This is a genomic window from Paraburkholderia sp. RAU2J, from assembly GCF_003634845.1.
GTDB classification, from domain to species: Bacteria; Pseudomonadota; Gammaproteobacteria; order Burkholderiales; family Burkholderiaceae; genus Paraburkholderia; species Paraburkholderia fynbosensis.
Genome location: NZ_RBXG01000003.1, coordinates 1219040 through 1242298, shown reverse-complemented (window position 1 = coordinate 1242298; position 23259 = coordinate 1219040). Strand labels below are relative to the sequence as shown.

Annotated in this window: 18 protein-coding genes and 2 pseudogenes; 9 read left to right on the top strand and 11 right to left on the bottom strand. The window is 57.7% G+C overall.

What is annotated here, in order from left to right:
- Window positions 1-475: 475 nt before the first annotated feature.
- Window positions 476-1348 (bottom strand): LysR family transcriptional regulator, encoded by an 873-nt coding sequence (locus tag B0G69_RS37075; protein ID WP_121324998.1) that lies wholly within the window; start codon window positions 1346-1348, stop codon window positions 476-478.
- Window positions 1349-1493: 145 nt separating this feature from the next.
- Between B0G69_RS37075 and B0G69_RS37070 the strand changes: the two genes are divergently transcribed.
- On the top strand, window positions 1494-2138 hold the full coding sequence (locus B0G69_RS37070; protein ID WP_121324997.1) for a hydrolase: 645 nt from the start codon (window positions 1494-1496) through the stop codon (window positions 2136-2138).
- A gap of 166 nt (window positions 2139-2304) precedes the next feature.
- Window positions 2305-2490 (top strand): hypothetical protein, encoded by a 186-nt coding sequence (locus tag B0G69_RS37065; RefSeq protein ID WP_121324996.1) that lies wholly within the window; start codon window positions 2305-2307, stop codon window positions 2488-2490.
- Window positions 2491-3951: 1461 nt separating this feature from the next.
- On the opposite strand, the gene B0G69_RS37055 is transcribed toward B0G69_RS37065, so the two are convergent.
- Window positions 3952-4116 carry an FmdB family zinc ribbon protein gene (locus B0G69_RS37055; RefSeq protein WP_121324995.1) on the bottom strand — a complete coding sequence of 55 codons (165 nt, stop codon included), beginning with the start codon at window positions 4114-4116 and terminating at the stop codon, window positions 3952-3954.
- An 860-nt stretch (window positions 4117-4976) separates the two neighbouring features.
- Between B0G69_RS37055 and B0G69_RS37050 the strand changes: the two genes are divergently transcribed.
- From B0G69_RS37050 to B0G69_RS37020, 7 genes and pseudogenes are all read left to right on the top strand, one after another.
- Window positions 4977-6107 (top strand): hypothetical protein, encoded by a 1131-nt coding sequence (locus tag B0G69_RS37050; protein WP_199731475.1) that lies wholly within the window; start codon window positions 4977-4979, stop codon window positions 6105-6107.
- Window positions 6108-7171: 1064 nt separating this feature from the next.
- Window positions 7172-7468 (top strand): hypothetical protein, encoded by a 297-nt coding sequence (locus tag B0G69_RS37045; RefSeq protein ID WP_121324994.1) that lies wholly within the window; start codon window positions 7172-7174, stop codon window positions 7466-7468.
- 35 nt (window positions 7469-7503) lie between these two features.
- Complete coding sequence (locus B0G69_RS37040; RefSeq protein ID WP_121324993.1) at window positions 7504-7734, top strand: hypothetical protein; 231 nt, start codon at window positions 7504-7506, stop codon at window positions 7732-7734.
- Window positions 7735-7782: 48 nt separating this feature from the next.
- On the top strand, window positions 7783-8865 hold the full coding sequence (locus B0G69_RS37035) for a hypothetical protein (RefSeq protein WP_121324992.1): 1083 nt from the start codon (window positions 7783-7785) through the stop codon (window positions 8863-8865).
- Window positions 8866-9091: 226 nt separating this feature from the next.
- Window positions 9092-9477 (top strand): annotated as a pseudogene (locus B0G69_RS37030) (transposase); the annotation flags it as partial.
- 128 nt (window positions 9478-9605) lie between these two features.
- The gene (locus B0G69_RS37025; RefSeq protein ID WP_121317783.1) at window positions 9606-10625 is read left to right on the top strand and encodes an IS110 family transposase; all 1020 of its coding nucleotides are present in this window, start codon (window positions 9606-9608) and stop codon (window positions 10623-10625) included.
- A gap of 272 nt (window positions 10626-10897) precedes the next feature.
- Window positions 10898-11746, top strand: a pseudogene (locus B0G69_RS37020) (IS3 family transposase); the annotation flags it as partial.
- Window positions 11747-12189: 443 nt separating this feature from the next.
- On the opposite strand, the gene B0G69_RS37015 reads toward B0G69_RS37020, so the two are convergent.
- The 9 genes from B0G69_RS37015 to B0G69_RS36975 form a co-directional block, all read right to left on the bottom strand.
- Window positions 12190-13758, bottom strand: a complete 1569-nt coding sequence (locus B0G69_RS37015) for a caspase family protein (RefSeq protein WP_158609044.1) — start codon at window positions 13756-13758, stop codon at window positions 12190-12192.
- Between the two features lie 361 nt (window positions 13759-14119).
- A protein-coding gene (locus tag B0G69_RS37010; protein ID WP_199731125.1) for an IS3 family transposase occupies window positions 14120-15297 on the bottom strand; the annotation gives its coding sequence in 2 pieces (ribosomal slippage) (window positions 14120-15030 and window positions 15030-15297; 1179 coding nt in all).
- Complete coding sequence (locus tag B0G69_RS37005) at window positions 15272-15895, bottom strand: hypothetical protein (RefSeq protein WP_147440826.1); 624 nt, start codon at window positions 15893-15895, stop codon at window positions 15272-15274. The genes B0G69_RS37010 and B0G69_RS37005 overlap by 26 nt, the downstream gene beginning before the upstream one ends.
- Window positions 15896-16508: 613 nt before the next feature.
- The gene (locus B0G69_RS37000) at window positions 16509-16898 is read right to left on the bottom strand and encodes a VOC family protein (protein WP_121324989.1); all 390 of its coding nucleotides are present in this window, start codon (window positions 16896-16898) and stop codon (window positions 16509-16511) included.
- A gap of 126 nt (window positions 16899-17024) precedes the next feature.
- On the bottom strand, window positions 17025-17540 hold the full coding sequence (locus B0G69_RS36995) for a GNAT family N-acetyltransferase (protein WP_158609009.1): 516 nt from the start codon (window positions 17538-17540) through the stop codon (window positions 17025-17027).
- 153 nt (window positions 17541-17693) lie between these two features.
- A complete protein-coding gene (locus tag B0G69_RS36990; protein ID WP_121324987.1) occupies window positions 17694-18227 on the bottom strand; it encodes a GNAT family N-acetyltransferase in 534 nt (177 codons plus the stop codon).
- Window positions 18228-18454: 227 nt separating this feature from the next.
- On the bottom strand, window positions 18455-18823 hold the full coding sequence (locus B0G69_RS36985; RefSeq protein ID WP_121325142.1) for a DUF2784 domain-containing protein: 369 nt from the start codon (window positions 18821-18823) through the stop codon (window positions 18455-18457).
- Between the two features lie 539 nt (window positions 18824-19362).
- On the bottom strand, window positions 19363-21090 hold the full coding sequence (locus B0G69_RS36980; RefSeq protein WP_121324986.1) for an HAD-IIB family hydrolase: 1728 nt from the start codon (window positions 21088-21090) through the stop codon (window positions 19363-19365).
- Between the two features lie 726 nt (window positions 21091-21816).
- Window positions 21817-23073, bottom strand: coding sequence for an IS110 family transposase (locus tag B0G69_RS36975; RefSeq protein WP_121317740.1), 1257 nt, complete (start codon window positions 23071-23073; stop codon window positions 21817-21819).
- Window positions 23074-23259 lie beyond the last annotated feature (186 nt).

The window sequence follows — 23259 nt, the reverse complement described above, 5'->3', positions numbered from 1 at the left end:
GCGCTGAGATCTGCCAAGCCGCTCCGCCTGTATTCACTAGCTTGAGGTAAGCATCCTTGCGGGATAGCGTGGACTGGCAGCTTGGCGGGCGGCCCGGTATAGGCCGAGGATCGCCAGCGTTACCACGGCCCGATTTGCGGGCCCGCTGGCGGCTTTCGCCATGCGTCGAAGTATTCCCACTCCTCGATCGCGCCACGCGATCGGTACGCGACGGTCAACGATTGCACCGACATCTCGTGCTCTGGCAAGCGGCGCACCGGCGTCAGCTACCCATTGTTCCAAGTAGTCTCGGCGGCGGAAGCGCTCCTGAAAATCCCGATCGAGCGCGTCCCGCTGGCTGGCGCATAGGTGCGGCTGGCGTCCTGCCCTGACACGACTGCGGACGTTCACGACTTCATCGAAAACAAGCCATGCACGCTACGGCATCTACTCAATCGATCATTTTGAACTCGAGGTGCCCAGAGACGCGAAGCGTCTAGGCGGGCTGGTCAAAACATTCGATGAGCATATCAGTAAGGACCCGGACCTTCGCTGATGGGTTCAGACCGGCCGGGCGCACAACATATATACCCGCAGTCGGGGGTGGAAAACGACACATGACCGGCACGAGCGCTCCAGAAGCAACGTATTGGTCCGTTACGCCGTCGGGGAGCCATGCGAGGCCGAGCCCAGCCACTGCGGCGGAAGCGATAGCGATGGCGTTGTCAGCCTTGAAACGTCCCCGCGGATGAACGGTTATGACATTGTCTCCATCTATAAACCGCCAGCGTTCCGTTCCTTGCATTAGAGCCTGGTGACCGACAAGCTCGTCCGGTGTTTCAGGTGCGCCGTGCGCTTTGACATAGCCAGGGCTTGCGACGAGCTTTCCGTAGATAGGTCCAACGCGCTTCGCGATGAGGTCTGAATCCTGAAGGTAGCCGACCCGAATCGCACAGTCATATCCCTCGCCAACCAGGTCGACAATGCGGTCGCTGTAGCAGGTGTGGATATGCAGCAGCGGATGACGTCGCGCCATTTCTGCCAAAACCGGTGATAGATGAGTCGGGCCGAACGTGAGCGGCGCTGCGATTCGCAAGCGGCCACGCAGGTGGCCGGCTGGTGAAATCGTCTCCCTGGCAGCGTCGATCTCGGCAACGACGCGGGCGGCGTGGTCGCGAAAGGCGGTGCCCGCTTCAGTCAGAGCAGCACCACGGGTTGTCCTCGCCAGGAGTTGGACGCCGAGCTCTGATTCAAGCCGCAACAGTCTCCGGCTGACGATCGATTTTGAGACCCCTAAACGGCGGGCAGCGGGCGAGACGCCGCCTGAGTCCGCGATCTCAACAAACGTCTGAAGTTCTTCGATGTCCAATTCGGCGTTCCTCTTGGCGCGACGGAGCGTCGCCGAATCCTAGTCTAGCGTCGCGAAAGAGGGAATGCCAACATCCGATTGACGGCTGCTTGTCGGCACGTCTCCGACGAAACCTCAATACTTCCCGTGAACGCAAAGGATTTTTATGACATTTCGCAATGGTCTCAATTCACTCCTCCGCCCGGAAGATTCAGTACTCGTCTTGATCGACCACCAGCCGTACCAGCTCGCTAACCTGAACAGCCACGATCCTCAGGCCGTGGTCAACGCCTCGACTGCTTTGGCAAAGTCGGCCAAGCTGTTTGGCGTTCCGACCATCCTCACGAGCGTGGTAGCCGCGCGAGGCGGTTTGCTCTTCCCGCAGATCACCGACGTTTTCCCGGGCCAAGAGGTGATCGACCGAACCCTCATTAACACATGGGAAGACAAGAAAGTCGTGGATGCCGTTAAAGCGACGGGCCGCAAGCAACTGATCATCGCTGGTCTGTGGACCGAAATCTGTGTGGCGATGCCGGTCATCCAGGCGCTCGGCGAAGGCTGGGATACTACGGTGATCACAGACGCATCAGGCGGTACGTCGGCGGAAGCGCACCAAGTCGCTATACAGCGCATGATCGCGGCTGGGGCGAACATGATGACTTGGCTGGCGCTGGCGGCCGAGTGGCAACGCGACTGGGCTCGTACCGAAACTGCGGGTGCGATGACTGAAGTATTGGGCCAGCACGCTGCGGGTAGCGGCATTGCCTATTTCTGGGAGCAGCAGCTTCTCAACACGCCGGCTCCCGCCTGAGGCTAGTTTCCGAGGGAATGACGCGGCGCGGGCGCTCGACTACTTATGCAGTCAGTGGGCTGTGGCGCGTCATTCCCTTCTCATCGCGTTCGCTGCCCAGCGAACACAGAAAAACCGCAGCCATTTCTGGCTGTCTGTGCCATATCTCGCTGAAGGAATAATGAATATGACGATGAAAGGTCTTCCCTTCGGACAGGAGATGGAAGTTACCTACCCACCGTTCAAGGTATACCTGACGATCCAGTCGGCGACCGAGCTGACCTTCGCGATTAGGGAGGGCAAGTTCGCTCGGACCGAGACGGTTGAAATTCAGGTCGTGCCGATCGGCAACAGTGTTTTCGTTGTAAGTTGAAAAGAGTCGAACGGTGCGACGGTAGTGAACGTCCAGGACTATGATCGCGGTGTGTTCCAATCGTTCGTGACGCTGGCGAGCGGCGAGTTCTGGCGCATGACTGGCTCAATGGTGGTCACTCGACCCGCTAACAAGGCTTCAGATGATTGTAAGCGGTCTGGGAACGACACCCTTCCATCGCGCGGCTGATTCACAGCGGCTACCTGTCCATGTTCAACGAACGTGGACAGGTGTATCCGTTGCCCGCGCCAGGCACCAGTGTGGGACGTACTCGAGCCACGGTTGCGCAGGCGCGGACATGACGCGACGAGTCCATGGCGGTGGAACACCTGCACGAGCGTGTCGGTCGCCTTCAGCCGCGGTTGCTTGCCGACGAGAGTGAATGGACCGAGTACCGTGCCTTCTTGGAGACGACGTGCCCGCTGGTATACAACCTTGACCTCGCACCGTACGGCCATCACCAACGGCACATCGGGCAGTCTGACGAGTAGCGGCTTGTCGATGGCAGAGCGTGCAAGCGGCTGCTCGTGCGTCGTGCCGTGCTCGCGCGTGCCGGCCTAACGCATCATCCAGTCGCTAATTGACGGTTAGCGCCGTCGAGATCGCGGAATTCGCGCAGCGGCAGGAAGGATCGTTTGATGTATTTGACTCCACGCGGGGAGCGGTGCCGCTTAGGGCGGATGTTCGGCCGGGAGGCCGTCGGTGCCGCGTCGTGACGCGACCGACGAATGCAGGTTTCTGCAGAAAATGGCAGTTTCGGGGGCCGCGGCCGCCGGCGGAGCCGCGCGGCACTTTGCTGCCCTCCATTCAAGGCGTCGGACGAGGGCGACGCGATTTGAAGAATGTAAACACAGGTAGGTTTTAATGCTGATGGACGATCAAAAGCGTGGTGTTGCTATACCAGAACACACCGTCCCGTTTCCTGCTTCGATAAGCATCGAGGCGCGTGCCGCCCTCGAGCGGCTCGTTGGTAATGATGGAACCGTGCTCAACGCAGGCTTCGTTATGCCGGGACCTGACGATTACGGACACGCGACCTGTTTCTCTCCAATGCGGTGCGAATGCATCGTGCTTTGCGCAGGGCGAGCGTACCGGCCGACCTCCACGTCTTTGAGGCTATGCCCCACGGCGGCTTTGGAGGCACGACGCCAGAAGACCGTGAATTACAGTCTGAGATCGCCCGCTTTGTGAAGCAGCGATGGGGAAAATGAGGCACGCGGGACTTCGTCGCAAGACGGCCTTCGTAGTTCGCTCGGAAAGCTGCCCGACAACCTAATTAAGCCTGCGCTTACGTGGACGCCTATGTCATTTTCCTGTTGACGGAGACACTCGCTGCTGCCCCCTTTCTCATGAAGAGGGTGACCGCTGTTTGAATGACAGCAGCCACTTGAATGAGTGCGCGTTGGTCTCGGCGACCGGCAGCAAATGGCCAGTTTTTGCCTTTACCCGGTCAGACAGATTTCAACTCTTTCTGGACGTTTTTGCGACAAATGGCGTGGGTATGTGCTGAACATTCTCGTTTCCGCACTTCGGACAAGGCGGATGAGCAGTTTCATGTTCAGCAAGATGCTCGGCATGTTCGAACATTTCACCGCACTTCTCGCACCTGTACTGGTAAGTCGGCATGACATTCCTCCAACGAGAATCCCGCCCGCCATGTTGACCAGATACTGCCAGCGACGCTGGCAGTGTGGTAATACCCATTCTATGCAAGAAAGTGCACAAACGCCCCCGTACGCGTCTCGCACAGCGCTCGTTGTATGCGCCGCAGCCAACGCCGGAACCCCGTCCACGGCTGGTTAGGTAGTAGCACGTACCGGCCGCCTCGCATCGGTCGAGTGCTGCGCGTTGCGACGGGCCGCACCCGACCCACTTGTGACATTGGATGCTCGATAAATGCATGTCGGGTTTCGAGGTGCTTCGGTCGTTCGTTCCTGCATTGATGACCGCGCGAACGGATTGTCTCTTGTCAGCACGTACCACGTTCTGAGCTTGCTCGGAAAGACTGCGCTCGGTCAGTTTCCGTTTGACTTAGCCGCGCCCTAAAAAAGACAGTGATCGATCGGCATGAAAAAAGATAATTTCAATTAAGAGACTAATTCATAAAAGCACTGCGATTTTCTGTCTGCAATACTTCTGCAATAAAATTAAAATCAATGGTCCTTGACATTTAACAACCCAACTTCTAGATTTAATTCGCAATTGCCACAACACCGGAATCACCGAAATTGTGCACAAATTGTGGTTCTTTTTTCAAGATTTAACAAGTTCGCTATTCGCATTCTGCGAATAGCGCTTTTTGCGGACAAGGTAAATTCATTTATTTGCGCGGGATATTTATCCCACGAGATTCGCGTGTCGCCAGGCTCAATCCTGTTCCCGTTTTTGTAAGGGCGGGAAGCTTTGTGTCGCGTGTTGACTAAGCCATGATCACTCCAATAGTCAGTGCGCGTTTAGTTGTCGTTTTTAACGCGAAGGAATCGATCATGAAACAAGAAAAAACCATTGGAACGTTTTTGACAACAGCGCTCCAAGTCATCGTTCTAACTCTAGCAGCGGGACTGTGCGCTAACGCCCGCGCGGGAGAGGACATGCTCGCAATCGGCGATTCGAACGATAACACCGTGAAGTTCTTTGATGCAGAAACTGGAAAACTCCTGCGCCGTCCTTTCGTCTCTTCGGGTAGCGGTGGTCTGGACGGACCTAGGGGCCTAATTTTCAATCAGCAAAACGAGTTAGTTGTCGTCAATCAAAATGTTGACCAATCGTTCAACGGCGAAATCCTGCGGTATGGCAGTGATGGACACCCCCTTGCTCCGCTCGTTCCGCGCACGGATCCCAATTCGCCCTACCTGCCGCGAGGTATCGTCGCGGTTCAGGGCGGGAAGGCCAACCGAACCCTATATGTAGCGGACATGGGTGACACAGTAACGTCAGGAAAACTGCGGGCGTACCGACTTCATGCGACTGCCGGCGACTTCGTTGGTGCTTTTGTTCCGCCCGCGACGGCGTCACTCGGGACTTGCGACATCCCGACTGCCCCCTACACGACACCGGGTGCATTCCACCCTCGCGCCATTGTGATCGGGCCTGACGGCCTCCTCTATGTGTCCAACTTTCCCTGCATCGCAACAGGACTGGGAGGGCAGGTTCTGCGGTTCAACCCAAACACAGGTCAGTTCATCGACGTGTTTGTTGCTAGCGTCAATGATCTCAATCGACCCGAGGGCTTGGTCTTTGGCCCCGACGGCAACCTCTACATTACGAGCTTCGAAGCGGGTGCTTCTGACAATGACAAGATTCTTATCTTCCAAGGCCCCAAGGGTAGTAGCCCTGGCGCCTTCCTTGACCAGATTAACCTCGACCAAATTGGTCAGCCGCGCAGCTACGCGCAGGCTATCCTGTTCGGCCCTGAGGGGAAACTGTTCGTCCCTATCTCTGGGGCCGGCCCGGATACTGGATCAGTGCGACGCTATGACGTGAGCACAAAGCAATTCGATCTCTTCGTGCCCCCAAGTGCGCAGAAAGGTCCACTTGGGTCGCCGTGGTATCTAACCTTCGGCAAGACCAACCCTGGTACCCTTGCGTACCCTACCAATACTGGCGGCGAGAACTGACAGCCTTGGATTTGCCCCGGTAGCACGCAATGTACTGCCTTTTCGACAATCGTCTTGCGCTGCGGGCCCAGTGCAAGACGCGATGTTTGGCTCGCTTCATGACCTTCTTCGCCAATATATCCAGATCTCGCTCGCAAAAGCTATGTTAAACGCGTGCCCCGCCTCGCTCGCCCAACGGGCGTTATGTGTCAAGATGAGCATCATGCCGGATAGGATGCCTCTGCATTACCGATCGAGCACAACGAGCAAATGGGTACGCGTGTCGGTTACATATGGTCGACGCAGGCGCGATGCGAACAATCTCGCGCGCCGCCAAAATTGGTGGACCCAGCACCGGCGGAGTGAATGTCATCTTTCTGGCGACAGAGACTATTGGTATTTCTATGGTTTGCGTAGTAATTCCGTCGCCCCGGGGGCCTGGAAGCACACGTTGATTGCCTAAAGCCACCGGTGATTCGGCAACATCTGGAATGGCCGATAGTGCGTCGAGGGTGAGCGACGCGGTGAAGGTCCGCTGCTTAGGGCGAAACCGACGTTTGAGTGTCCGTCAGATTGCACGCGCGACCGGCTGAAACTGGCCGATCGCTGCCCCACATCCGTTCGCACGCGAGCGGAGTCTGGCTGAGGAGACAAACTCCGGTTCTCACAGGTGCCGCGTTGGCAGGGACTGTGCGGATAAGTGCGTACGAGAACGGGAACAGATCCAGGCTAATCCAGAGCAAGGATGTGTATTCTCGAAGGGGGCAACCGAAAGCGATGAAGAAGCTCCGCAGACACGGAGGCAGTGGAAATGAAAATGTACTGCCCGCTCTGCGAGAAGGTGCTGGAGCGCGACTTTTAAAAGCCGACGCCGCTCAATCGTTTTCTGAGTGTGCTGACATCGATGACCTGGTGGCCGGGGCGAACGGCGACCGCTGATGGTTCCGACCATCACGTGGGTGAGCTTGGGAGCCACTCACGGTGGCGCCGCTATACAGCGCTCCAGACTCGTGTTCGAATTTTCTCTTTTGACCAGAAATCGCACTCGGCACCCCGCCGGTGCTCACTTCTGAAGGAAGGTTCAAATGGCCGCTCAGTGGGGCAACAACAGTCTCGCACCTGGCGCGTCCGCGGGCTGGTTTTTCGTCAGGCAGAATGCCGGCGGCTTTCTGCCCATCCTGCAGGTCATGCCGCTCACCCCGTCGTTCAATACCGCCGAATGGGCGTTGACGAGCGGCGGCTACCCGTACGAGACGGAACTCGGCATCAGCACCATCTGGAGCCAACTCAGCGACGACCAGTCCAGTCTCGTCTACTTTATGGTGGTGCAGAACAACAGCCCTAACATCGTGGAGTACGCCTTCCTGGAGGCGGACCTGTAAAACTGTTCCGCGGGACAAAGAAGGAGGGACTTCAAATGAAGGCAATGATATTGCACGACGAACACGGGAAGATCATCTCAATCTCGAAGGTCGGCAACCTGAAGGAGGCGGGCAGCAAGTTTCTGCGCGTCGGAATGGTTCCAGGGCCCGGGCAGCGCGTCCTCGAAGTCGAGCTCGATGCGGCACAGGAACGTTTGCCGATCCGCGATCTCCACGGGGGATTTCACGTCGACGTTGCGGCTTCTCGGTTGGTGAAGACGCTCTGACTTCCGCGCTGACCGGCAGAAGAAGGAGCAGGAGAAAGGAGGGGCGAAATGGCCTCGCAATGGGGAAGTAACAGCCTGGCCCCGGGTTCGTCCGCGGGTTGGTTTTTCGTTCGGCAGAATGTCCCAGGCTTCCTGCCCGTGCTGCAAGTGATGCCCCTCACCTCGTCGTCCACCGATGCCTTGTGGGCATTGACCGGTGGCGGCTACCCCTATTTCAATCAACTGGGCATCAGCACCATCTGGAGCCAGCTGACCGATGATCTGGCGAACGTCGTCTATTTCATCGTGGTTCAAAACAATAGCAACAATGTGATCGAATACGCCTTTCTGGAGGCCGACGTGGAGGTGCCGCCAGCTGCGGTGGCCGCGCCGTCTGGTGGTCTGGGCAGCAACTCGAACTACTTTCTCAGCAACTGCAACGGCATCACCGGTCTGCAGGTGGACATCAACGTCACCCAGGACATCACCGGGAGCGACGGATTCGGTTTCCAGGTGAACGCATACTCCGGTTCGGGCGCCTACGACGGCGCGCAGCAGTATCTGATCTACCTCGATCCGAACAGCTCCCCGCCCCAGCTCTATTGCATGGTCGACAACTGGCAGACGGGCAGCACGCAGCTCATCAACAATATCGTGTCGTTGGCGACCTTGCCGAGCCACACCCTGCCCGCCGGGTACCAGCTGTCGATCACGCTGCAGAACGACGCAAGCGGCAACATCACCGGCGCAACCTACGTCGCCACCGACAACAATGGAAATACCATCGGAAGCCAGACGATCTCGCTGCCCTCGCTAACCCTGGTTTCGGGCGGTCCGGTGACTTCGGCCGATCTCGCACCGATAGTCTCCTTCCAGCTGGATTTCGTCGACTACCTGAACGGCGGCACGACGACGCTCTCATCGGGCGCGGGCACGATTACCTATACCGCCTCGGAGCAGATGACCGTACTGAGCTCCGAGCCGTCGTGCGTGGACTGGGACTACAGTACGGTCGAGGCGGCGAACAGCATCTATGGGCCTATGCCGCCGGGCGCCAGCCAGACGTTCGTCCAGTCCTTCACGAAGCTCCCAACCGGCGCGATAATCCGGAAGCTGTCCACGGTCAACCACGTGACAAGGCCAACACCGTAGACCGCAAGCGCAAGTGTCGCACATCGATCTGGCGGTTTCGATAGCAGGTCGGAGTAGAGCAACGGGATGGACGCCCTCACTCGAAGCGGCACCAATGTGCCGGAGTGAAAGCGATACTTGAACCACTCCAATCGAGAGAGACGTCTACCATGTGAAGATCACTGGGCCGGCCCCGGCGAAAACCGGACACGAGGTAACGCTTAAACTTTGAGGTAGTTTTACGCCTATGTTTAAGCCCAGCTCTAACGTGGAACCCATTGAAGTTCTGACCCAGCCCGAACAGCGCCGCCGGCGCTCTGTCGATGAGAAGCTCGCGATAGTGCGCGAGACCTTCGAGCCCGGAGCAACCGTTTCCGGAGTTGCCCGTCGTCATCAGGTGAATGCAAACCAGGTGTTCGCCTGGCGCAAGCTCTATCAGGACGGAAGCCTGTCGGCAGTCAGTGCCGGCGAGCAGGTGGTGCCGGCATCCGACCTGGCCGAAGCGATGAAGCAGATTCGTGAACTCCAGCGACTGCTGGGCAAGAAGACGATGGAAGTGGAAATCCTCCGCGAAGCAGTGGAGTACGGCCGGGCAAAAAAATTGATTGCGCGCTCACCATTGCTGCCGGGGGAAATGGTATGAACGTCTCCCACCCGTGATCAGTGTGCTCAAGAAATGTGGACCCTCATGGGCCGACGGCATCAAAGTGCCCAATGTGGAAGATCATAAAGGTCTTCACAGGCAAACCGGAGGGTCCGTCATGAAGATTACGCCAGTCGGAGTTGACATCGCAAAGGCGGTGTTTCAGGTTCACTACATTGATACTGAAAGCGGAGAGATCGTGAACAGATCGATCAAGCGGGCCGCATTTCTGGAGCATTTCGCAAATCGCGAGCCTTGCATGATCGGCATGGAAGCCTGCGGGGGTGCGCAGCATTGGGCAAGACAACTCACGAAGCTGGGACATCATGTGAAGCTGATGCCTGCAAAGTTCGTGAAGGCGTTCAACGTCCGCAATAAGAACGACGCCGCTGACGCGCAGGCAATCTGGCTGGCCGTGCAGCAGCCTGGCAAGCCTGTGGCAGTCAAGACGGAAGCGCAGCAAGCGGTATTGGCGTTGCACCGCATGCGCCAGCAGTTGGTGAAATTCCGCACGATGCAGATCAACAGTCTGCGCGGCCTGCTGACCGAATATGGTGAAGTCATGGGCAAAGGCCGAACCGCGTTGGACAAAGCGATACCGGCGGTACTAGCCAGGGTCGCGGATCGGCTTCCAGCGGTCCTGATCGACACGTTACGCGAACAATGGAATGGTTTGCGGAAGCTCGACGACCAAGTTCGCGAGATAGAGCGGCGGCTTCGGCAATGGATGAAAGAGGACAAGGCAGTCAAGGCAATTGCCGCGATCCCGGGTGTTGGTGTGCTTACCGCAACAGCTGCAGTCGCAACGATGGGTGATGTAACCGCTTTCCGCTCCGGGCGAGAGTTTGCAGCGTGGATAGGTCTGGTTCCGAAGCAAACCGGATCTGGCGGGAAGGTGACATTACAGGGCATCAGCAAAAGGGGCGATACGTATCTGCGCACGTTGCTGATTCACGGCGCGCGCAGTGTGCTGGCACATGCGAAGGAGCCTAGTCCTTGGGTCGAGCAAATCAGAACACGCCGTCCGCCGAATGTAGTGACCGTGGCGCTCGCCAACAAGACTGCACGCATGATCTGGGCGATTCTTGCTCACGACCGACCGTATCAAAGGGAATATACAAGCCCGAAGCCGGCTTGAACATTACACGAGACATTAAATCTTCTACAGGATGATTCGTCGAAAGGTTGCGCAGGCAATCGAGCATGATGACAAAACAGGTCGGACCGGGACTCGTTAAACCTGAATCGGTCAGAGAGCTTCGAGCTCTTGGGGGAAATGAGGTGCGAGTCAGCGGATATCATCGGGGCCAGCGGTGGAACTGCACCGCAACAAGGCCGGATATAAAGGTGCAACCCATCCTGTCAGTCAACGCGCACGAATTCCTGCACAAACGGGAGACGTTCATATAACGACCGATGAAGACGGTCTGTGAAGTCCTGGGTGTGTCGCGCTCTCATCTTGCGGTGAAATCAAAGCGCGACGCTGAATGGGTCGACAAGCGCAAGACGCCCGCCCGTGACGACATACCGCTCGTTGCGGAGCTCCAGGGGCTGGTTGCTGATTTGCCTACTTACGGCTACCGACGCGCCTGGGCCCTCCTATGCCGAAACCGGGACGCACAGGGGCAGCCCCGGGTTAATGCAAAACGGGTTTATCGGGTCATGCATACTCACGGCCTGCTGCTCGAGCGCCGCCCTCGACATCCCGAATCCAGGCGCCGGCACGATGGCAGGGTCGCGGTGGACCGGAGCAATGCGCGCTGGTGCTCGGACGGCTTCGAATTCCGTTGTGATGACGGCTCGCCGCTGCGCGTCATCTTTGCACTGGACTGCTGCGACCGTGAGGCCATGAGCTGGGCTGCGACCACTGGAGGCTATACCGGAGACATGGTGCGTGATGTCATGCTTCAGGCTGTAGAAAACCGTTTCGATGGTGCGTTGAAGGCCGACAACGAAATCGAATGGCTCAGCGACAACGGTTCCTGCTACATTGCCGAGGAGACGCTGACGTTCTCGAAAAAGGTGGGCCTGAAACCCATCACGACGCCGGTCAGAAGTCCGCAGAGCAACGGGATGGCCGAGAGCTTCGTCAAAACGATGAAGAGAGACTACGTCTCGTGGATGCCCAAGCCGGACGCGAGAACGGCGTTGCACAACCTGGCCATCGCGTTTGACCACTACAACGAATCCCATCCGCACAGCGCCCTGAAATACTGCTCACCACGCGAGTTTCGCCAGCGAGCAAATTCACCAACCTAAGCGTGACCGCATGTCCGGTCATGCAGGGGCAAGTCCAATCACGAAGGTCGCATGTCGACCCACTCCGGCCAGATGACCTTCTCCAAACCGGTCAGTCAGCAGAATTCAGTTTTTGCGAACCAGAGCGCCCATGAGCGGTCATTGGCGAGTTCACCCGATCGGCCATCAAGCGACTATCGCGGTCGCAAGCTGAACGGCTGCTTTTCTGCGACTCCCGACCTTGGTGGCCGGCGGGTTCGATTTAAATTGTCTTGCGAGGGGTTCGCAATCTACCTGCGAGTCTTTGCCCAATTTTCTGCGCAACGCATAAGCTATCTGCTAAAGAACGCTCGGTGAAAGTGGGTCTGGCCAGCGCAGCTGGCGCCACTTGAGGGCTGGATCCGAGGTCGGACGCTCCCCAAGGTCAATGTCGCCAAGGCTCCGAGACTCGAACTCTTTACCTCTCAATTCGGCAAACCGGCGTCGGACAAGCCGACGTGCTGTGGCAGCACCTTTGCGGACATTACTCCATTAACCGGCATTTCTCGATTGTGAGGTGGTGTTTCGGGTTCGCTCACTCGCTGCTGAAAACCGTAATCGTATGAAAATCGCATGAAGAACCAAGTCAATTTCCACTTCAGCGGGGTCTCCGTGCCAGCACTCCAAGTCATCGTGCGGCCGATGAGATCAGCCGAACTGAACGCGGTGGCATCGTTTCCCGTTCGTATCAGGTCTTGGCACCATACCCGTTTTATGAACACGCGCTTCTTGAAGTCAGCCACCAACTCTATATTTTGTTTCACTTCTCCGATTTTCTTCATGGTCACTATCACCTTCGACAGTTCAGGTGACATGCATGAAAGCTGAAGCTTGCGGCCATCCGAACCGTTAAACGTGAACATTGTGTCCTCAGTTAGAAGGTCCGCTGCGTAGCGCTCTGATTTAGCGTCCGCTTGAGGTTTCCATTTTTCTGTCAGATTAAAAAGAACGTCCTCATCCTCTAAGTTATCTGACGTCTTACGGCGACCCTGTCGCGCAATCCTGAGGTACGCGACAATCTCCTTCTGAATCCGCGTGGAATATGCTGTTAATTCCTGTTGATCCATGGAGTATTCGACGTTGTAGAAGAATTCGTTGGGCTGAAGCGGATACTTTTCCCTAGTGACTAACTGTGAGATTTGAGCAAGCTTTCGGGCAGCATCTTGGTTCTGAGCTACGGCTCGCGCGACGTCGAACTTTTCACATTTAACGAAGCACCAGATTGCCAGCACACCGTCTTCCCAGACTGGCATTTGTGGAAATGGGCTGACTGACGCCATCGTCTTTGAGCGAAGTTCCGCGGCGAAGTCGCGGATACTTCGCCCCTTCCATCCATCAAACAACGATACGAACAGGCGAGAGAATGGGGAGCCGAGCGTTGAGCCTTTAGGATCGGAAGGCAAACGATCAAGGGCAATTTGTCCGTAGTTGGCCGAATACAGAACAAAACGGTTCGGCTCATCGATATCTCCGGTAAGCCCTCCCGGCCCACCGAAGGGCCGTCCGCCGCGTGCAAATGGATTTGTTCGGCATGCGTCTATTATCCAGAGTTGCATGCTAACTTGTCGATCTTCAAGCGCTTTCATTAGTTCGTGAAACGGAATAAGGTGCCTCTTCATGCCAAGCTGGCCGCCGATGTGCCCCAAGTCGGGGCTATCCTGCGGCACGAGATAGTTATTGCCTTCTATGTCTATGCCATGGCCGGAGTAGTAAACGACGACTTCGTCACCCTTTGCGACTCGTGTCAGGAAGGCGTTCCATGCGTTGATAAATGGTTGCTCCGCTGCCTCATTATTTCGTAAGAGGGTTACACGGTAACCCGCCGACCGGAGCTTTTCCGCAACCACTTTTGCATCGATCTCGGGATTGTCCAGCCTCTCGATCGGGCTGTACTTCGAGATACCTACGACGAAAGCCAGTTGGGCCGCCGTCGCGTCGCGAGAATGGCAAAGGACGATAAGAAACGCTACCAGAGCCGCTGAGGCGATTTTCATCTTCATTCCCAGAGCAAAAAGTTGGCTCCGTTACAGGATTATCCTAGTCCCTCTTCAAATAGCCGGGCCTCTAACTCCCGTCGGTATATAAGGCCGTCAAGGCCCTTGTCACGCCAGATCTTCTTCATTGCTCGCAGTTCGCCCGGAATCTTCTCGGTCTCTCCGGTGACCATATGCAGTCTAATCGCTCGCATTTCGGCATAACGCGGTCCCTTAGCTGTGAAAGATGGCCCACGGTTATACACAAGCGAGACAAGAGCCCCGAGGCAATCGGGCGACAGCAGGTCAGTATGAGGCAGCGCATCGATTGTTTCTGCGACATACATTTTTAGAATGGGGTTGCTGAACTGGCCTGTAGTGGTCAAGTTATTTCGGACAGGCTGATAGGTTCTTTTACTGTCGGTTTTGCCTCGTAGGCAACGGGCGACAGATAGCCCAAAGTCGAATGCAAGCGTACTGCGTTGTAAAAACCGACGATGTACTGGTTGATGTCGCGCCGTGCTTCATCGTGGTTGGCGTACTGACGCTGCCACACGCGCTCCATTTTCAGGTTCAGGAAGAACCGCTCCATTACCGAATTGTCCCAGCAATTTCCTTTGCGGCTCATACTGCAAACCACGTGATGCTGCTTGAGCAAGGCCTGGTATTCATCGCTCGCGTACTGGCTGCCCCGGTCCGAATGCAGGAGCAGGCCTGACGCTGGCCGACGCTGCTGCAGCGCCATGGTCAGTGCCGAAATGACCAGTGCGGCCGGCATGGTCGGCGCCATGGACCAGCCGACCACCTTGCGTGAGTACAGGTCCAGTACGACCGCCAGATACAGCCAGCCTTGCGCCGTGCGGATATACGTGATGTCCGAAACCCACGCGCGGTTGGGCTCGGCGACCTCAAATTTCCGGTCGAGCACGTTCTCCGCGACAGGTAGCGTATGCCTGCTGTCGGTCGTCGAGACGAACTTGCGCTTCCAGCTCGTGCGCAGGCCCGCTTCGCGCATCAGCGTCCGCACCCGGTAGCGACCAATATGCAGCCCATGCTCCCGCAGCGCATGCATCACACGGCGGCTGCCATAGCTCGCGCCACTGGCGACGAATGCTGCCTTGACGTGGGTCCGCTCCTGCAGACTCTTTGCACTCGGCTTAGCGCGCTGGTGCGCATAGTAGCCAGAGCGACTCACCTCCAACACCCGGCAGGCGTGACTGACCGATACGGCCTCCTGTTGCAAGTGAGTTACCACGCGGTAACTCACTTCAGTTCCCGGGCAAAGAAGGCCGACGCTTTTTTTAGCAGCGCATTGTCCTCGCGCAATTGCCGGTTCTCCGCTTCAAGTTGCCGGATGCGCTGCTGTTCCGCCGTCAACGGCTTGCCCTCGCCGGGGCCGCCCGCACGCTCTGCGTCGTACTGGGCCACCCAGCGCCGCACGGCTGTCTCAACAAGGTCCATCGACCGGCAGACTTCGCTGACCGATAACCCCTGGTCCCGTACCATCCGTACCACTTCCAGCTTGAAGCTGGTGTCAAATTGTCGGCGCCTTCTTGTCATCCTGCTCTTTTTCCTCGTCGATTCCGGATTGTCCCCCTATCGACCTGTCCGAGGAAATTAGACCACTACAGCCGTCCGCCTGATCCCACGGAATTCTGATCGACTGCAGCTGGGTCAAGTGTGCTTTGGCCGCCATTCCTGTTACACCGCAAAACTTTGATAGCAGACCGATTTGCGCTTCGCCAAGCGTTGGCCAGTCTTGCCTAATCCACTCCGGCCGAGCGTACCCAACATCGTAACCAATGCCGATCGTGACCCCCGACTCGCGACCAGGCCAGATGGGGGTTTCAACGTAGTGAGCGCTGTCGATGACCTCAAAGCCAACGATGAGTTGCTTCGCGCGCTCGGAAATCGGCGTCTCGGATGGTGAGGGTCGGCCGACCAACGGTCGCGCGCTGTAGTACGCGGCCTCCCAGACTTGCCGCTCACGCTCTGCCGCCGCAGATTCGATCAGCGGCTCCTGGGCTAAGGTTGCCTTCAATGCTTGGTCGAATGTCGCCGTCGTGACCGACGCGTCTGCGGCAAACGTCCGAGGCGAGAACAATAACGCCAGACTCGTTGCGCAGAGCGCACGGTGGACTTCACGTCGACTAGTCATGTCTTCGCTCCCTGAGCCTATACCACCAACACGAATCAGATTGAAGTCGCATGTTGCAAATTGCGCCTCATCAATACTAGTAGCTGCGAAGTAAGAATCCGGGGTGCTAAGGGACAAAAAACAGACTTCGCCGGCGCAAGGCTTGTCGCCCTCGCTTCCAAAGAGCGAATCGACTGCCGCTGCGCGCCTGCGAAGCGTCGCTCGAACGACCGTTCATACGGGGTTGTCAGACGTTCGCGGATTCATGTCGGTCGTCGGCACCGGCGTGCAATTTGATCCGCACCTGATTACAAGCGATCTGCCCTACGACGCGCGAAGTTGGCTGCTATCAAGACAAACGCGCGTCGCGCGTCGGGCGGGTTTCGAAGTGAATCAGCCATTTGAGTGACCACTGCATAGGTCAGGCGAGCGGCAAAAAGTGGCCGCATCGAGGCAGTGCCCTCTGTAATTTGCTCGCTGCAAACCGGCCATTGAGCGAGGCCGGATGAAACCTCGGTCAGCCTAACTGGACGACGACCTCGACCGGCCGTTCATGGCCGGAGTTCGCCTCTCACGCGGCCATGCGACTTGCTGCAAAGCGATCGAGCCGGCATCCAAATGCATTACGCATGCATCATGAGGGCCACGCCGAGTTTTGCAAAACGATTCGATAGCCGTCGTGATCCTCAAATGTTTTACCTGACACGTCCCAATAAGGATTGAGCGACGCCACGCAAACAAATCCGCTCTCGGCGAGACGATCGCAAGTCGACTGCCACTCAACTCGATCCGGGGCGTAAAACACCAGCAAATCCTCACGTGTTGGTGTTGGCGCTACCGGATGTTCACGGCACTGTGTGAACTCGAAGTGATAGTCCATGCCGGAACGTCCGAGCATCAACCCGTCGAAGCCCTGATGGTCTTGAAATTTCGCCAGCACAACGAGACTGAGCGCTGCGCAATACATGCTTTCCGCCCGCGGAAGGTCGCTGACAGGTCTGGCTATTCTGAGATGTGCTTGCATCGGGTTTTGTTATCGGGATCGTTGGCCTGAGTGTCGGAACATCAATCCTCAAGGATACGTCGAACGAAAATTGTCGCCGCCTTTCCGCGTGACCGGTTGTGGCCGAAGCGAGTTCTTGCGCTAAGCTCAGTCAGAGACAGCAAACACCGTTTGCAGGTCGCGCTTCATATAGCGAACCCACCCGATTCTTCCCTTGTCCCGGGTTCCCAGATCCACCCAGCCGGCTTTTGCATACGAACGGCGCCCGGTCTCATTCTCTTCGTCGACGGAAAGCATAATGGACTTGGTGTCGGGCCAGTGGGTCAAAAGCCATTCCGGCAGACGCTGGAGCGCAGCCGTTCCGATTCCTAGACCTTGGAAGCGTAAGTCGATACGTAGGGCCGAAATGACGGCGGCTCCCGTTGAAGCCCAGCTGGGGGCGGCGCTTCGCCTCTTCAGAACGAGAAAACCTACAATTACTTCCATGTGGAAGATAGCCGCGCCTTGGATTTCGCCAGTCAGATCGGATATGCAAGCCTCGACTGCGCGGTGAGTTGGCCCAGCATACTCAATCTGTCGATCGGAAATCTTCAAATTCTCAACGACGATTTTCTGGGCCGGGCTTAACGCCTCCCATCGGACGATGCGGATCACATGAGTCATTGCTTTTTCCAACCAGGCGAACGCGGGAAAGGGTATCTGGGTAATCCGCCACATTCTACTGGCTGTTCGCCGCGTCGAAATTGTCGACGATTCAGCATTCGCCGACGACCGTCCGTTCATGGCCGCCGGAGGCCACTCCACAGGCAGAATCGCCTATACCTCGCTTGCGACTGGCTGGCGAGGAATTCTGTAAACCACAGACTTGCACTTTGGCGTCGCGCGGCTTTCCACAATGACGCCGCCTAGCGATTCGGCGATGCGCCGGCTGGGACGGTTCTCTTCGGCAACCGGATAGGTAAAGCTTTCACAACCAACGGTTCGCGTTGCCCAGTGTGCAACAAGGGTCACAGCTTCACTACCAAACCCATTTCGATGACGATCTTCACGAATCCAGATACCGAGTTCCGGGCTCTCGGTGCGTACGCGGTGAAGCCCGGCTAACCCAAGGAAACTCCCGTCGGCGCGTTGCCGTATCGCGAGCACATAGTCTGATCCATCGTCAATCGACGGTACCCAGGACCGCCAAACACCATCAAAATCCTGCCGGGATGCAGGCGGCTCCCACGCCATGTGACGGGTGAGCGAAGGGGTGATGAACGAGAACGCAGCATCCGCGCCGTTGGCCGAGAACGGTTTGATCAAGAGCCGGGTTGATTCAATTTGGATTTCTGTCGGCCGCAGCATCATCTCAAGTCTTCCGTCGAGGTTTGTCTATATTCACCGATTGTCGACGAATCAGAAACGTGTGTCGAATGTCTCATCCTGGCCGAACTGGGTCCGATGACGATTGGCTCATGTCAACCCGTTATAGATAGGCCGTCCCGCTGCGGATCGTGGTGATGGTCGGCGAGAAGATCGGCAAGCAGCACGTGGCGGTCAGCGTGCATCAGCCGACACGATCTCATGTGGACGCCTCATGAACGCGGCGGGACGCGACACCACGTGACTGCCACGACCAGCAGGAACACCACGTAGGCCATCGCGAATACCCAGCCCGGCAAGTTGTAGTACAGCCAGTCGCTTACCCAGCGCTGCACGAACCCCTGTGGGCCGACGCGTCCGGTACGAAGCCAGTCCTCCAGGACCGTCAGCGGACACGGTATGTCAAGAATAGCGAGAATCGCGACGACGCCTATCGCGGTGAGATGCGCGATCCGGAACACGCGGTTGCGTATCCAGTCGCGTTTCAACCATGCGCCTGTCCAGATAGCGATTAACCCGCCGACGATAAACAGTACGATCAGCGCGTGCAACACAAGAACGGTATTGGCCAGCCAGTTCATGACGCGGGCGTCCGGTTCGATATCGCCAACGCCGACCAATGTCGGACCCGCCTACGGCGGCTTCAGAGCGATCGTTCAGTATAAAAGCCCCTCGAACGGAACGCGGTACCCATACTTCACGCGATTGTCGCCAATTCTTACTTGACGCTCGAATGTCTGTTGTTGGCTGCAACCCGGGCGGATGCCAATCCGGCGATGTATCACGGGCCGACTCTCCGCGTCCGGCAGAGGTCGACCCTCATCAGGCCTTCGGGCTAGCGGAATACAATATGGCCGCCTACGGACGCGGAGCCGACGCTCGAACGTCCGCACGAAGACGCGCATGAATGACGCTTGATGCGTGCTGCCCGATGCGCTTTTTGCCTCGCGACCACCCAAAGGGCCAAATGCTACGCCGACATAAGCTTTGATTTTGGCGAGAATTGTATTGCCATTTGAACTATAAGAAGCGCGAGAGTCGCGTCATTTCCAAGTGCCAGCAAAGCCTAGCAAAGCCTAGCCCCGAGCCACTGGGCAGAGAAGACCCATCAAACTTTAAACTATTCAGCTTTTGTGTATCGGCGTTCTATGGCCGCACGGATCTTTCGCCGGCATTCCTGAATATCCGCTTCAGCCGCGTTTTCAATGCCCGCGATCTCACCTGCTAGTTCCGGGTCCTTTATGCAATCTCGCAACCAACGAGAATAGTCTCTCGCCCGAGCATGGAAGCGCCATGTCTCGTCATCGACGCCTTCGCCGATCTGACAGAACATTTCCAAATTTTGCGCCCGCAGATTAAGCGCGCCGTCCGGACCGCGAAAATAGAAGCTTGTATCCTCACCGAGCGTCCCCGTAGCATATTTCCGCACATGTCGACGATGCTCCGCGCTTGGCGGTATCACATGAACCTCTGCGGGTTGTTGCCCCTCACCAATCGGCCATACCAACGCGCAGCCGGCATCGAGAGCGGCAGGAAGACTTTCCGGAGCAGCCAAGCCAGTTGCTGCCGCAAATTTCGCCACAGTATCCCCGATGGCGATTCCGAGGGCGACCAACCATGTCGTGCCGATAAGCGCGGACTTCGCCATATGGTCGGGATGAACTGTGATGAAGGCCACCCGATCGAAATCCGAGGGCAAGCTCTTGGCCATTGATTCGTTTTGTGAAGGCATCATATGATGCGCCTCGTCGATTACCAGCCAGTGCGGCCGACCGGTTCGCACGCGGAGGTCGATCAACTTTGGAATCAGGGATGACAAAAAATTCGGACGGTCGTCCAGTGGCAGTCCAAGAAGACTGATCGCGACGTTGCGATCCGGATACTCGAGAAGCTCGGTCACGTTTTGCAGAGATGGCGACCGCTCAGCGTCGCCGACGCAGGTAACGCCTGCAAAGCCCTCGTAATCCCCCTCCGGATCGATGATGCAATACTGCATGCCGGCAACTGCGAGGCGCTCGAGAAAGCCCTGCGTAAATGTAGATTTTCCACTTCCAGAGGTGCCACAAATAAGCATTCGACCCGATCGGCTGACGTGCATCGAAACCGGTTCCAGTTCATCGGAGTTGGCGTCCATCACTGTGCCGAGTGCCACAGTATGACGGTCGCTACAGGCAACCTCCGTCAAATCGTTGTTCAGGATGCCATCCACGACTTCGGCGACACCCGCTCCGCGCGGAGAGTCTGTTACCCAATCTGCGGCCGCCTTCAGCATTGGAACGGCGTTCGCGACGGCGACTGAGCAGCCGCAGGCGTTTAGCAAAGCATGATCGTTCTCGGCGTCGCCCACGCCCACGACGTTGATCGAGGCTAAAGATAGATTGCGCAGCGCGGCCTTCAGCCCAGTGGCCTTGTTGATCCCCGGCGGCAACACCATTACCGCGCCCTTGTTGAAAATGATCTGCAATTCAAGCCCGAGATCCTTGACGGTTTCCAGCACGATGTCTTGGTTGGGCTCCCAAGTCGCGACGATCACATGACCGACGGACAGGGGCGTGACGCCACGGTCGCGAAGCTGGTTGACGAATGCAGCCGGCGGCGGCTCAGCCAACAGATCGACCACCTGGGTCGCGGGCCGATAGAGAACGCCGCCATTTTCGGCGACAACCTCCTCGAACATGTCCAGGCGCGGGCAAACCCGTTTTAAATCCTCAAGCTCTCTTCCGGTGGCCAGGATCAGGCGCCGTCCGGACTCGCGAAGGCGTGCCAGCGCCTCGAAGGTGGAATCCTTCACGACCCCATCTTCTGCGATCGTCCCGTCATAATCTGTTGCAAGCGCGTAGAAGAACATGGCCGCACACCGTCTTGGATTGAGAGTCGAATTCTGAGGCCCGCGTCGTGACAGAAAGGGAATGAGCAAGCGTCGACTGCTTCACGAAGGGTCTCCGATCAGTTCCCTTAACGCAGCACTCCTCGCCTTGCGAATACGATCGGCACTTGACCCACAACGCAGCCGACACTGACGACGCAGATAATGCGTACTTTGTCCAGACCATTATAGTATTTATCGCATGCGTCCTCTGCCGGACGCGGTCCGGCACCTAACTTCCGCAGGCGGACCCTGAGCCGACATTGGCCGGGTCAAATTGGGCGCCAGAAAGCGGACCCTCGCGTCGAGTATCAAACCCCAGGGTTACGCTTCGGTTTGTCATCTGCCCTCAGCTGGATGAATCGTCGGCAGTGGTTGATGCCCGTCGCGGCTCGCACGAACGGCTCATCCGGCAAAGGTACGTCGACTGGCCTATATGGCCGCGGCCGCCGGATGCGTCGGGCTCATGTCGGTAGAGTCATGCCCTGAGCAGGTCTGTCAAGCTTTCGTTCGACATCTACGCTCGCTATGACGATTATCCCGCGCCCGCCCGTGGACAACGACGCTGCCCACAGCACGAGGCTGTGGACAGCCGCCTAACGGCGGTTCCCTCGTTGACCACCGTCTCCCCGCGAGCTTCGCCTTCGGCCTGACGCGCCGCTGCGCGGCTTGCCCAAATCAGATAAAAGAGCAGGACCCGGTTTTGACCTAAGTGCTCAGCTTGCCGGCAAGGAGCGAACCGCGTTTTCTGAGCACGTTGAGGTAAACGGTCTCGTTGTACGGCGTGCGGTTCTGCCAGCAGCGATACAGGACGCGAATCCACTTGAACGCGAGGGCTCTCACGGCGACGTGGTGCGAGCTGCCCTTCGCACGCTGCTGCCGGTAGTAGGCACCAGCCCACGATGAGCGGGGGATGGTCTGGGCGGCCCATTCCACGAAGGTCTGGCGCAGGAATTTCGGACACTGCAGGCGCCAGTGGACCCAGCTCTGTTTGCCGCTGCGCTCGGTCACCGGGGCAATACCCACGTACTTCTGCAGTTCATCAGCACTCCTGAACCGTGCCCGCTGCTCACCAAAGGCGGCCAGCAGGCGTGGGGCGAGCTGCGCGCCGGCACCCGGCAGGTTCTTGAACAGCGTATAGTCTGGCAGCGTGGGCGCTACCGCGGCGATCTCGTGCTCGAACTGCATGATTGCAGCCAGCACCGCGCGTAGCTGTGCAGCGAGTGCCAGCACGTGCAGCCGGCACGGACCGATGATCGCCAGGTCTTCAGTCAGCGGCGCCGCCTCGCGGATCGATCCTATACGGACACTGATCCGCCTCGCACTGCGACAGTGGTGCGCACGGAAGAATGCCTCAAGAGTCGCCGTACGGGCCTGCTTGACCGAGCGCAGCGTCGGCCAGCGGTCGAGAAAGTCGCAGAACAGCACCGTGCCCCGGTCATCGAACCATTCCAGCGCCTGCGGGTAATACTGCTTGAGCGTGTCGCACAGCCGGTTGGTCAGCCGGGTCTGGTCGCCAACCAGCTGCCGACGCCGTTCCACCAGACTCACCAGTGTCCGCATCGCGGCGCTCTGCGGCCTCAAGGGGCCGAACCGTTCTGGATGGTGCAGCAGAAGATCAAGCGCGAGTTCCGCATCTTTCGGATCACTCTTGGCGCCACTGGGCTGGAATGCCTCACGATACTTCGCCAGGGTTGCCGGATTGATCGGAAACAACACAAGGAAATCATACTTCTGCAGCGCAGCGACGATTGGCCCCTTGGCCAGTTCGAGGGCCACTGCAATTGGTCCGCCGAAGCGCCGGTGCAGCGCGTTTGCCCATTCGTCGATGGCCGCGACCCGGTGCGCAATGCAGCTCGACTCACGACGGGGGTCGCCTGCCGCCTGAACGCAGATATCGTGCTTCGTGTCGGCCCAGTCGATCCCGACAAAGGCTGTGAATGGCTGCTCGAGTAGAAGTGACATGTGGACCTCTGCAGGTAATAGATAACGCAAAGGAACATGCATGCCTGCGTCCGCCGAAGGCGATATAGCAAGCCGGTGCGACGGCAAACCCTGAGTATTCGTTTGAACGCAGGCGCACCCGAGGACTCAAAACTGACTCTAGAAACGTCGCGAAACGTTGCGAGATGTTATTCGTAGTCCACGGGG

Bases quoted from the DNA above. Each gene is read 5' to 3' on its own strand.
- B0G69_RS37070 (WP_121324997.1), top strand. From the start codon at position 1,494: ATGACATTTCGCAATGGTCTCAATTCACTCCTCCGCCCGGAAGATTCA.
- B0G69_RS37065 (WP_121324996.1), top strand. From the start codon at position 2,305: ATGACGATGAAAGGTCTTCCCTTCGGACAGGAGATGGAAGTTACCTAC.
- B0G69_RS37055 (WP_121324995.1), bottom strand. From the start codon at position 4,116: ATGCCGACTTACCAGTACAGGTGCGAGAAGTGCGGTGAAATGTTCGAA.
- B0G69_RS37050 (WP_199731475.1), top strand. From the start codon at position 4,977: ATGAAACAAGAAAAAACCATTGGAACGTTTTTGACAACAGCGCTCCAA.
- B0G69_RS37045 (WP_121324994.1), top strand. From the start codon at position 7,172: ATGGCCGCTCAGTGGGGCAACAACAGTCTCGCACCTGGCGCGTCCGCG.
- B0G69_RS37040 (WP_121324993.1), top strand. From the start codon at position 7,504: ATGAAGGCAATGATATTGCACGACGAACACGGGAAGATCATCTCAATC.
- B0G69_RS37035 (WP_121324992.1), top strand. From the start codon at position 7,783: ATGGCCTCGCAATGGGGAAGTAACAGCCTGGCCCCGGGTTCGTCCGCG.
- B0G69_RS37025 (WP_121317783.1), top strand. From the start codon at position 9,606: ATGAAGATTACGCCAGTCGGAGTTGACATCGCAAAGGCGGTGTTTCAG.
- B0G69_RS37015 (WP_158609044.1), bottom strand. From the start codon at position 13,758: ATGAAAATCGCCTCAGCGGCTCTGGTAGCGTTTCTTATCGTCCTTTGC.
- B0G69_RS37005 (WP_147440826.1), bottom strand. From the start codon at position 15,895: ATGACTAGTCGACGTGAAGTCCACCGTGCGCTCTGCGCAACGAGTCTG.
- B0G69_RS37000 (WP_121324989.1), bottom strand. From the start codon at position 16,898: ATGCAAGCACATCTCAGAATAGCCAGACCTGTCAGCGACCTTCCGCGG.
- B0G69_RS36995 (WP_158609009.1), bottom strand. From the start codon at position 17,540: ATGACTCATGTGATCCGCATCGTCCGATGGGAGGCGTTAAGCCCGGCC.
- B0G69_RS36990 (WP_121324987.1), bottom strand. From the start codon at position 18,227: ATGATGCTGCGGCCGACAGAAATCCAAATTGAATCAACCCGGCTCTTG.
- B0G69_RS36985 (WP_121325142.1), bottom strand. From the start codon at position 18,823: ATGAACTGGCTGGCCAATACCGTTCTTGTGTTGCACGCGCTGATCGTA.
- B0G69_RS36980 (WP_121324986.1), bottom strand. From the start codon at position 21,090: ATGTTCTTCTACGCGCTTGCAACAGATTATGACGGGACGATCGCAGAA.
- B0G69_RS36975 (WP_121317740.1), bottom strand. From the start codon at position 23,073: ATGTCACTTCTACTCGAGCAGCCATTCACAGCCTTTGTCGGGATCGAC.